Below are 8,983 nucleotides of genomic sequence, written 5' to 3'. Positions count from 1 at the left end.
TTCTTTGCTTTTCCAATGAACACCTCCGAAAGATTTCTCATACTACATCCTTAATTCGTGTCCGAGATTATTAGACCACTACAGAAAGCAACAATACAACCGTGAAAATGTCTAAAACTGGCTGATGGTTGAATATTTTTAAGGCGTTTTCAATCGCATCCATCGCTACCATAAACAACCTCCGCAGCTTAAAAGGAAGCTTATCGGCAAGCAACCTGAAATATAAACCCGTTTTGCAGTAAGGGCGGGATCGTAGTTAACGTGATTAGCTTCGCAAATTCCTGCTTCGCAGTGACCCGCAACGGAAAATCGAGAACTCCTACGTTCGCACTTCGTGCGAGCCTCGGAGCCTGCTTTCAAGATTTCCTGCTAATGTTTTTGAACTTCATAGCCCATTTTTCTCAGCTCAATATTTAAGTCATAAAGAATAACTGCCATCATTTCTTTTTCCCCGTCTGAAAGGTTGCCAAGTAATAACGTTCTTTCGCGCTCAAAAATCTCCATTAATATTTTATCGACTTGCATTTGATTAATTCTCATTAACGAAACTCCTCATAAAGCTTTCTTACCTGCCCATCCATATTTAACGGCAGATTCACATGATTCTTTGGGAATCATGTGCTCGTGTGCCTTTGAGCGCTCAACCCATAGCATTGACAACCATTATTCTGGCTGGACAGGCAGATACCAATGTCCAGTCAATGTTCGATGAAAGCATCGAGATGTCTCTGAACTGTGGTTTAGACTCAACAGTGCTCGCAGGACTGACGGAAACGGGGCTAGAATCAATTATTTTTTCTGGCTGAGGAGGGAGGTTCTTGTAATACTGTGTCGTTTTCCGCTATAGACGACGATTCACCTCCTCCATTTAAAGTTCAAGTATTTTCACAAACAAGTATAGCGACCCTTCATCTATTACTGCGTGGGCTATTGGTCTAGAAGATTCTTATAATCAGTGGGATGTAAAAATCTTGTCAAATTCAGCAGTTACTCTGGAAGAGCGATGGGATATGCTAGAACTGGAGGGGCAGCAAGTGAATTTAGTGGTCGGGGTCGACTTCTCACTGCTTCACATCCGCACGATTCGTTGAGCTGGGAGAATACCCCACTGCTTGCGACGGGGTGCTTTATTCCACAACGGTGTAAATAAATTTGATGCATTGAGTTGTATCACTACGTGCAATCCCATCAATACAAATGATATTCATTACAGCTTTATTTATGCTATATTTTTGTTGGGCTTCGTTTTCCTCCTAATTTTAGAAAGTAAAGAAATTATGTTGAAGTAGCCCAATATCGGGGGATATTTTTATTTAAACCACTAGAGGAGAAAACAATGATGAAAATAAAGAGTTTGTCTGCAAGTCTAGCTTTAGGACTCTTACTAGCAAGTAATGTACAAGCAGGTGAGCAAAGTTTTAAAGTTGTGATCAATGCTTACGACACTACTATTCCTGAACTCAAAGTTGAGAATGTTACCGTAAAAAATATTCGCGCTTTTAATGTTCTGAATGAACCAGAGACGTTGACTGTTCACAAAGGAACCGATGTAAAAATTACTGTAGAAAATAAATCTCCGATCAGCGAGGGCTTTTCTATTGATGAATATGGAATAAAGGAAGTAATTAAGGCGGGAGAAACCGCGACCATTACTTTCAAAGCGGACAAAGCAGGAGCTTTCACTATTTGGTGCCAGCTCCATCCTAAAAACATCCATCTGCCCGGATCGTTGAATGTCATAGAGTAAGAATAAGATGAAGCCCGCTAAGTGCGGGTTTCATCTTAAAATTTACCCATAGATTTCTTTGATTGTCCTGTTTTCCGGGAATTGTTCTTATAATCTTCAGAAAAATTCTGATCGAAATCAGCCTTGATTTTCTTTGAACGGGCCTTCGATAAATTGGAAAGATTCGTCAGATTTCCATTCTCATACTCATTCAAAAGTGCTTCAAGAGAAATATTATTGTAATACATGGTGTTATATTTCTAATCAGTTGATCATGCACCGAATAATGGATTAAAGAATCGATGAGGTCGGTGCGCTGTTTCACATAAGGGAAGCTGCGCCGATCTAAGCAAAAATAAGGGGATGATTGTTGAGGCGAAGCGAGGTGAGGGCAACTAAAGTACGCTTTCCTTTACTCCATTTGTGCAAACATCAGAGTTATAACTTATTAGTTTTAAAGGTATTACAATCGCTTATTTTCCCAGATACTAAACCTTTTTTAAACCAGCGAACTCTCTGTTCAGAACTTCCATGGGTAAAAGATTCCGGAACAATATAACCTTGTGCTCTTTTTTGTAAACGATCATCGCCCATAGCTGAGGCAGCATTCAGACCTTCCTCTATATCGCCCCTTTCAAGAATATTGCGCGCACGTTGTGCGTTATTCGCCCAAACACCCGCAAAACAATCGGCCTGTAACTCTTGCTGAACTGATAGAGCGTTTTGCTGACGTTTGTTCAAGTGAGCGCTCTCTGCAATAACTTTATCTGAAATCCCTAATAGGGTTTGTATATGATGACCAATCTCATGAGCAATAACATAAGCTTGGGCGAAATCGCCTGAAGCTCCTAGCTTATTCAAATCTTCAAAAAAACTGAGGTCTATATATACTTTCTGGTCACGGGGACAGTAAAAAGGTCCCATTGCAGCTTGTGCAAACCCACATGCTGATTGGACTGCCCTGCTGAACAAAACGAGTGTAGGTTCTTTGTAGTCTTCATTCAATTGCTCAGAAAATATTGTTTTCCATGCATCTTCTGTATCTGCAAGTATCACAGCGGTAAATTCTTTTGCTTCTTCCTGCCCTTCTGGAATAGGTTGAATCCGAGTTTGTTGCGACTCACTGCTTCCACTCAAAATTTCGGTGCCTTGCATAACGATGCGAGGATCAATATCAAAAAACACCGATGCCAATACGAGTAAAAGGATGCCGAGCCCCCCGCCGCCAATTCCTCTTGAAACGCTGAGTCCACGCCTATCTTCAATATTTTGACTACGACGCCCAGTTTTCCAAAGCATACAACCTCCAGAATTTGATAATTGAATCGTTGAAAGTAATTAATTTTAGAAGTAAATTTTCCAGTTCAATCAGCGCACCGAAGAAGACTGCTCATCAAATGATAAATTGATCGATGGATAGACGGTAATTTTCAACTTCAGAATAGAAGTCAACACTGTTGAAAAAATAACAAAACAAAAAATTGCCGTCGGTTCGGAAGGATACCGTTGGGGTTCAGGCATTACTTCAAGTTTTTCCAAGGTCATACCCCGGATAATTCAAAGTTTATAGGCTTTGATGTAATCCTCGATATAACTGAATTCACTGTAGGTAATTTTTCTCAACCGCATGAGCCGCAATGAGATTCGGCGCAGTTTCTGGATATGCGCATTAAACAGCGCGGAATTGGAAGTATTTTCGAGTCTTTGTGCTCGCCCCATGATCAGGTCTATCGTGGTCAAAAGCCTGTATACGCGATAATTCCTGAAGAATTCCAGCAACATGACATAAGATGCATAAATAATTGAGAAATAAGCGCCGATGCCTGTCAGCATGGCCACATCCAGGAAAAATGGTGGATTGTGGGCAAAGTATCTGCGCGCGCCATCATGGACGGGATAAAATAATTCCTTGGAAGGATCGTTGTCGGTGGTGCGCGCCAAATTGAGCGGCACGTCCCACAACAGATCCTGGCTATGTTCAGTTAATTTCTTGGTTATTTCGTAGGCTTCGGATTCCCCCAGAGCGGTGGACGCCACCAGAACGGTATGAGTGCCTATCGTCTGAATTTCACTCTGAACATTCGGGTAAATTGCCGGCGGAATGGTCAGAGATTCCAGATAGGGAAAGAGCGTTTTCAAACTGGCGGTATTTGCGATCGGCAGTAACTGGAACTCACTATCCTGCTGCAACAGCGTTCTCAGTACTTCGGTATGAAGTCCTGCCAGAAAAAAAGCGGCGTCGAATTCGCCATTCATGAGCTCCTGAGCAGCTTGTTCGAAATCCAGCGCCTGTCCTCTGCGATCAACCCTCAGGCCAAAATGCTCGACAATCAACCGGCTGATGAAGTGGGTCGAACTCCCATCTCCTCCAAGATATACCTTCAAGCCGGATGGCATCTCCTGAAGATCACTCAGGCCCAATTTTTTACGAATGACGATATGAAGCGGGGATTTGTACAGACTCATCAGCACCCGCATTTTGGTGCCAGCGCCCATATTCCTGATATCCTCCTGGGGCAGTTTTGAAGCCGATGAGCAGTGTATCGGTGAGGTTGAATCCCCAAAAAAGCCATCTTCGGCAAACCCCAAATGTGCCACCCCTGCGTTGATCTGCGCGTTCGTATCCAGACCGCCGCACGATGTTCGCAACTGAAAGTCTGGAACGATATTGAAGTGAAGAAATTGCTCGATCGATTCAGGTGTATTGAGAATGGATTGAATGCGGGGAGCAATATAAGCGGTGGTACTTCCTGCCGGCCCGGTCAGAAAAACATATTCGGTGCTGGCGCGGCTAATCAGATAGATCCCCGTCACAATGGTAGGTATCAGCAGCACGAAAATCATCACAAAACTTGTCACACTGGCCACTGGTCGGCGAAAAAAGTGCATATGCCTCAGCTTGATCACTCGGCGATTCAGTTTCTTGAGATAACTGTATAACTTCGTCAGTTCTTCGGGGAATTCATCGCTCATGCACACTCGCTCCTGAAATCGGCAATCACTGTAACTATCCGAGCGCTGCCGCCAGTTTTAGCTAACGTAATGGTCACCATGTCTTATTTGCTTATCCTTCAATTTATCTGCAAAAACTATCTTTAATCCTAAGGAAGCGGTTAACATTCCTGCCCCTCCTCACTCGACACTCGATCTTGCCTTGCCTGATCCGCCGGTTATGCTCTTTTTCGAATCTCAAATCACATATCAGTCAAAAGGAATTTAAGTCTAGTCTTTCGAAGTTAACAATTGAAACCCAAAAAAGGGGGTTATTTGACACATTGTATCGGATCCATCGGTGCAACAATGGCGTTCAGTTGACGCTGAGGGTTTTATTTTTCCATCCAAAATGAGTTGACTCCTGTAATTACTTTTCGAGTGGTTTGATCAACTCACGACATCCGATATAACGAGCTATGGAAACCCATCGACCTGATACCAAAAACCCGATATGGATCGCCAGAGAAACCTTGAAGCATCTGGCCACTCAGCGTATTGCGCCCACGCCGGATCAGTATGAAGCGATTTATTATCAGATTGCCGGCACAAAACCGCCCGAGCAGACTGCTTCGCTGTCGTTGGCCAATCAATTATTGACTACGTTGCGCACACTCAGTTTGCCTCAAGTGGCGAATAACTATCTGGTCGATATCAACCTGGCGGCGAGTAAGCAAAATTGGCCAGTGGTGGCGCAATCGCTCGGCCAGTTGATTCAATCGCAAGGCACACCCGAACAACGAATTGAACGGCCCTGGGGAGAATTGCTGTTGATGCTGTGGGATGTGCGCGGAACATCGGCTGCAGAATCCGCTCGACGGAACGAATTAGCCGATATCGTGAAGTCGTTTTCGCATCGGCCGGAGCGGCTTAACAGCGAAATCAGTGGATTGGTCATCCAATGGCGGGCTGAAGCGCTTTCAAACTCATCGCTGACCAAGGAAAACTCTCAGATCGAGACGACCGGAACGAATGTGGTCGTGCAGGAAGCGCAATCGGTTGCGAATTCACTCTGGCGGCAATGGCAAGCATTATTGCTGCTTACCTTGCGCGATGCACTCATTCCCCGTCTTGCCAGCCATCAGCATTGGATAGCCGAAGTCGAATTCCTGATTCAGGCGATTGAAAGCATACAACAACCGCAAAATATCGACGGGCTGGAAAGAAAAATACGGCAATGCTGGATCCATATGGCGTTGCGCGTCGATCAGGAGCAGCGATTGATGGATGGCTTGCTGAACATGCTCGATTTGTTCATTCAGCATATGTCGCTACCCGAAGATCTGGATCCATGGGTTACGCATCAGCTCGATCTGATCGAGGAAAACCTGGAAAAACCCCTGATACTGCATCGCGTCTACAATGCGGAATCGATTTTGAAAGAACTCGTCTATCAGGAAGGCTTGCTGCAACATTCGTTCACCGAAGCACAGCAAACGCTCAAGGCAATGATTGCGATCTTTCTGGAGCGTTTGGGCATTGTGGCGGAAGCGACTGGCGAGTTCCAGCAAAAAATCGATCATTATACCGAGCGCATTCAACAAACGAATCAAGCTGTCGATCTGAAGAATCTGCTGGAAAATCTGATGGAGGACACCCGCCATATGCAGCTCGATATGATGCGTTCGCGGGATGAGTTGGTAAAAACACAGCAACAAGCCGATGCATCGCAACAACGCGTCGATGAATTACGACATCAATTGCGCCAAGTCGGTGAACAAAACCGCGATGACCGGCTGACGGGCGCGTTGAGTCATCGCATGCTGGTCGAAACGTTCAGCGAAGAACAACAGCACATGCTGCAAAGCGGCAAACCGTTGTGTCTGGTATTGCTCGACGTCGATAATTTCAGCGAGCTGAGCGCTCAACTCGGCCGTCAGGCCGGCGACGACACGCTGTCCGATTTGGTGCAGGTCATTAAATCGGTCATCAGGGAGGATGATAGCGTGATCCGGTATGGCTCCGAAGAATTTCTGATTCTGTTGCCCGATACCCTGCTTCCTACCGCTGCCGATTTAATGCGGCGGTTGCAACGCGAGCTGACGAAACGGTTTTTCATGAATGACAACAAACGCTTATTGATAACTTTCAGCGCCGGGATCACCCAGTGCCTCGCCAATGAGAGCCATGAACAGGCGTTGGATCGCGCCGACTATGCGGTATTTCTGGCAAAAAAACAGGGAAAAAATCAGGTGTCAGTCATCGAAGCTTCAGAATCAACGATCACATGAGGTTGAAAAAGAACGTTACCGATGTTTGCTGATCCGGAGCCTGATCAAACTGAGTGCCGGTAACGTTCAAGGAGGAATATGAATTACTACATATGAAATGTGAAGAGCCAGCTCCGCTGCCTGCCTCATTCAACGGCAGCGGATCTTAATTGCCGGTTTAGAATTCTTCCCAGTCGCTTCCACCTGCGGCTGCTAGCTTCCGCGGTTGCACGGCCGATTCTTCCGCGCTTTCAATCGGTTTTCCGGAAACAGGTTTTTTCGTTGCCGATGCGCGCTGCGGAATTCTGGTTACCACTTTTTTAGATCCATTGCCTGTGCTGATTCCGCTTCGTACCGTTGAGTGACTACCTTCCGACAGCTTGAATTGGCTCACTGCCTGGGTCAGAACGTGCGCCTGCTCTTTCATCGATTCTGCGGCAGCGGAGGCTTCTTCCACCAGTGCGGCATTCTGCTGGGTGGCTTCATCCATTTGCGTGACTGCCTGATTGATCTGTTCGATGCCCGAACTTTGTTCCTGTGAAGCCGCCGAGATTTCACTCATGATGTCGGTCACGCGTTTCACCGCCATGACGATTTCTTCCATCGTGACGCCCGCTTCATCCACCAGTTTCGTGCCTTCATCCACTTTAGTCACTGAGTCATTGATCAATTCCTTGATTTCCTTGGCTGCTGCTGCCGAGCGCTGGGCCAGCGTGCGCACTTCTGTGGCCACCACTGCGAAACCTCTACCCTGCTCTCCCGCCCGGGCTGCTTCAACGGCGGCATTCAGCGCCAGAATATTAGTTTGGAATGCAATGCCATCGATCACACTGATGATGTCGACGACTTTCTTCGAGCTGTCATTGATCGAACTCATCGTTTGCACCACTTGTCCCACTACGGCACCTCCTTTGTGCGCCACTTCCGAGGCACCCACTGCCAATTGATTGGCCTGACGAGCATTCTCCGCATTCTGCCGGACGGTCGAGGTCAATTCCTCCAGGGATGAAGCCGTCTCTTCGAGGCTTGAAGCCTGCTCTTCGGTGCGTTGGCTCAAGTCCAGGTTGCCCGAGGCAATTTCACTGGATGCAGTCGAAATCGACTCATTACTATGGCGTACCTTGCCGACCAGATCGAGCAGATTGTCGTTCATGGCTCTCAGCGCTTGCAATAGCCGCCCCAATTCATTGGTCGAATCGACTTCGATCACACCAGTCAAATCTCCGGAAGCCACTCTGTTAGCCGCTTCAATGGCCTTGTTCAAAGGTCCCACGATGGCTCTGACCAGCAGATACCCGATCAGGATGGCCACAAGCACACCTGCCACCAGCGCTGCGATCGTCATCGTGAGCGTTTGTTGAAACTGGCTCTCAGCGTGGGCATATTCTGCGGCAGCCGAATCGCGGCGTAACTCGAGCAGCTTGAACAAGGATGCATGAGCCGCATCGAATTTCGGCGTGGCAACAACGGTGGCATTGTTGATGGCGAGATCAAACTCCCCCGCTGCAGCCAGTGCCATGGTGCGATCACGCTCATTGACATAATCCTTCCATTGCCGACCAAAATCATTGGCGAGCTTTTTTTCTTCATCCGTGAGCGTATTGGTCAAATATTTCTGCCAAGTGCCGGCAATCTCGATATCCCTTTGCTCATTCAAGGCCTGACGCTGTTTGACGATGTCAACATTTCTGCCATAAGCGGATATCACCGCATTTAAACGCGCACGCTGCATGCGATCGGCGATCAACCCCAGATCCCCCAAAGGAATGGCGCCTTTGAAGGCATCATTGCTTTGACTCAAGCCCGATATTCCAAGAACCCCTACCCCAACCAGCAATAGCGAAAGCAATCCGACGACCATGGTCACTCTGGATTTTATTGTCATATTCTTGAACATGTTTAGCTCCTCCTTAGTTAGTATGCGCAAACCACCTTTTATCTGTGATTGCTTGATCCGGTTGGGTCGACTGCTTGTTCATTCATATCTTCACTTCTGGAGATCTGAATCAATGGCAATTCACCCACGCTACGGAGCCACTATAAGTCAGGAGCACTG

General features: G+C 46.7%; 7 protein-coding genes. 3 read left to right on the top strand and 4 right to left on the bottom strand.

Annotated elements, in window-relative coordinates:
• Window positions 1-369 precede the first annotated feature (369 nt).
• Complete coding sequence (locus ABF87_RS11820; RefSeq protein ID WP_160829325.1) at window positions 370-540, bottom strand: hypothetical protein; 171 nt, start codon at window positions 538-540, stop codon at window positions 370-372.
• A 59-nt stretch (window positions 541-599) separates the two neighbouring features.
• On the opposite strand from ABF87_RS11820, the gene ABF87_RS11815 reads away from it, so the two are divergent.
• Together ABF87_RS11815 and ABF87_RS11810 are read left to right on the top strand one after the other, a co-directional pair.
• Entirely contained in the window at window positions 600-806 is a 207-nt protein-coding gene (locus tag ABF87_RS11815; RefSeq protein ID WP_160829324.1) for a hypothetical protein, read from the top strand.
• Between the two features lie 530 nt (window positions 807-1,336).
• On the top strand, window positions 1,337-1,747 hold the full coding sequence (locus ABF87_RS11810; RefSeq protein ID WP_240143659.1) for a nitrosocyanin: 411 nt from the start codon (window positions 1,337-1,339) through the stop codon (window positions 1,745-1,747).
• A gap of 417 nt (window positions 1,748-2,164) precedes the next feature.
• Here ABF87_RS11810 and ABF87_RS11805 read toward each other — a convergent pair whose 3' ends face one another.
• The gene (locus tag ABF87_RS11805; RefSeq protein WP_160829323.1) at window positions 2,165-3,025 is read right to left on the bottom strand and encodes a neutral zinc metallopeptidase; all 861 of its coding nucleotides are present in this window, start codon (window positions 3,023-3,025) and stop codon (window positions 2,165-2,167) included.
• A 258-nt stretch (window positions 3,026-3,283) separates the two neighbouring features.
• Window positions 3,284-4,699 (bottom strand): TAXI family TRAP transporter solute-binding subunit, encoded by a 1,416-nt coding sequence (locus ABF87_RS11800; protein ID WP_160829322.1) that lies wholly within the window; start codon window positions 4,697-4,699, stop codon window positions 3,284-3,286.
• A 437-nt stretch (window positions 4,700-5,136) separates the two neighbouring features.
• Here ABF87_RS11800 and ABF87_RS11795 point away from each other — a divergent pair, with 437 nt between their 5' ends.
• Window positions 5,137-6,948, top strand: coding sequence for a GGDEF domain-containing protein (locus ABF87_RS11795; RefSeq protein WP_160829321.1), 1,812 nt, complete (start codon window positions 5,137-5,139; stop codon window positions 6,946-6,948).
• A gap of 157 nt (window positions 6,949-7,105) precedes the next feature.
• Here the strand turns inward: ABF87_RS11795 and ABF87_RS11790 are convergent, their stop codons facing one another.
• Window positions 7,106-8,824, bottom strand: a complete 1,719-nt coding sequence (locus tag ABF87_RS11790) for a methyl-accepting chemotaxis protein (RefSeq protein WP_160829320.1) — start codon at window positions 8,822-8,824, stop codon at window positions 7,106-7,108.
• Window positions 8,825-8,983 lie beyond the last annotated feature (159 nt).

This window comes from Nitrosomonas sp. JL21, from assembly GCF_009833095.1.
Classification (GTDB): Bacteria; Pseudomonadota; Gammaproteobacteria; order Burkholderiales; family Nitrosomonadaceae; genus Nitrosomonas.
This window is presented reverse-complemented; position numbering and strand designations above follow the sequence as displayed.

What these genes read in the sequence shown, in the direction of transcription:
- ABF87_RS11820 (WP_160829325.1), bottom strand. Translation starts at nt 540, where the DNA reads ATGAGAATTAATCAAATGCAAGTCGATAAAATATTAATGGAGATTTTT.
- ABF87_RS11815 (WP_160829324.1), top strand. Translation starts at nt 600, where the DNA reads ATGATTCTTTGGGAATCATGTGCTCGTGTGCCTTTGAGCGCTCAACCC.
- ABF87_RS11810 (WP_240143659.1), top strand. Translation starts at nt 1,337, where the DNA reads ATGATGAAAATAAAGAGTTTGTCTGCAAGTCTAGCTTTAGGACTCTTA.
- ABF87_RS11805 (WP_160829323.1), bottom strand. Translation starts at nt 3,025, where the DNA reads ATGCTTTGGAAAACTGGGCGTCGTAGTCAAAATATTGAAGATAGGCGT.
- ABF87_RS11800 (WP_160829322.1), bottom strand. Translation starts at nt 4,699, where the DNA reads ATGAGCGATGAATTCCCCGAAGAACTGACGAAGTTATACAGTTATCTC.
- ABF87_RS11795 (WP_160829321.1), top strand. Translation starts at nt 5,137, where the DNA reads ATGGAAACCCATCGACCTGATACCAAAAACCCGATATGGATCGCCAGA.
- ABF87_RS11790 (WP_160829320.1), bottom strand. Translation starts at nt 8,824, where the DNA reads ATGTTCAAGAATATGACAATAAAATCCAGAGTGACCATGGTCGTCGGA.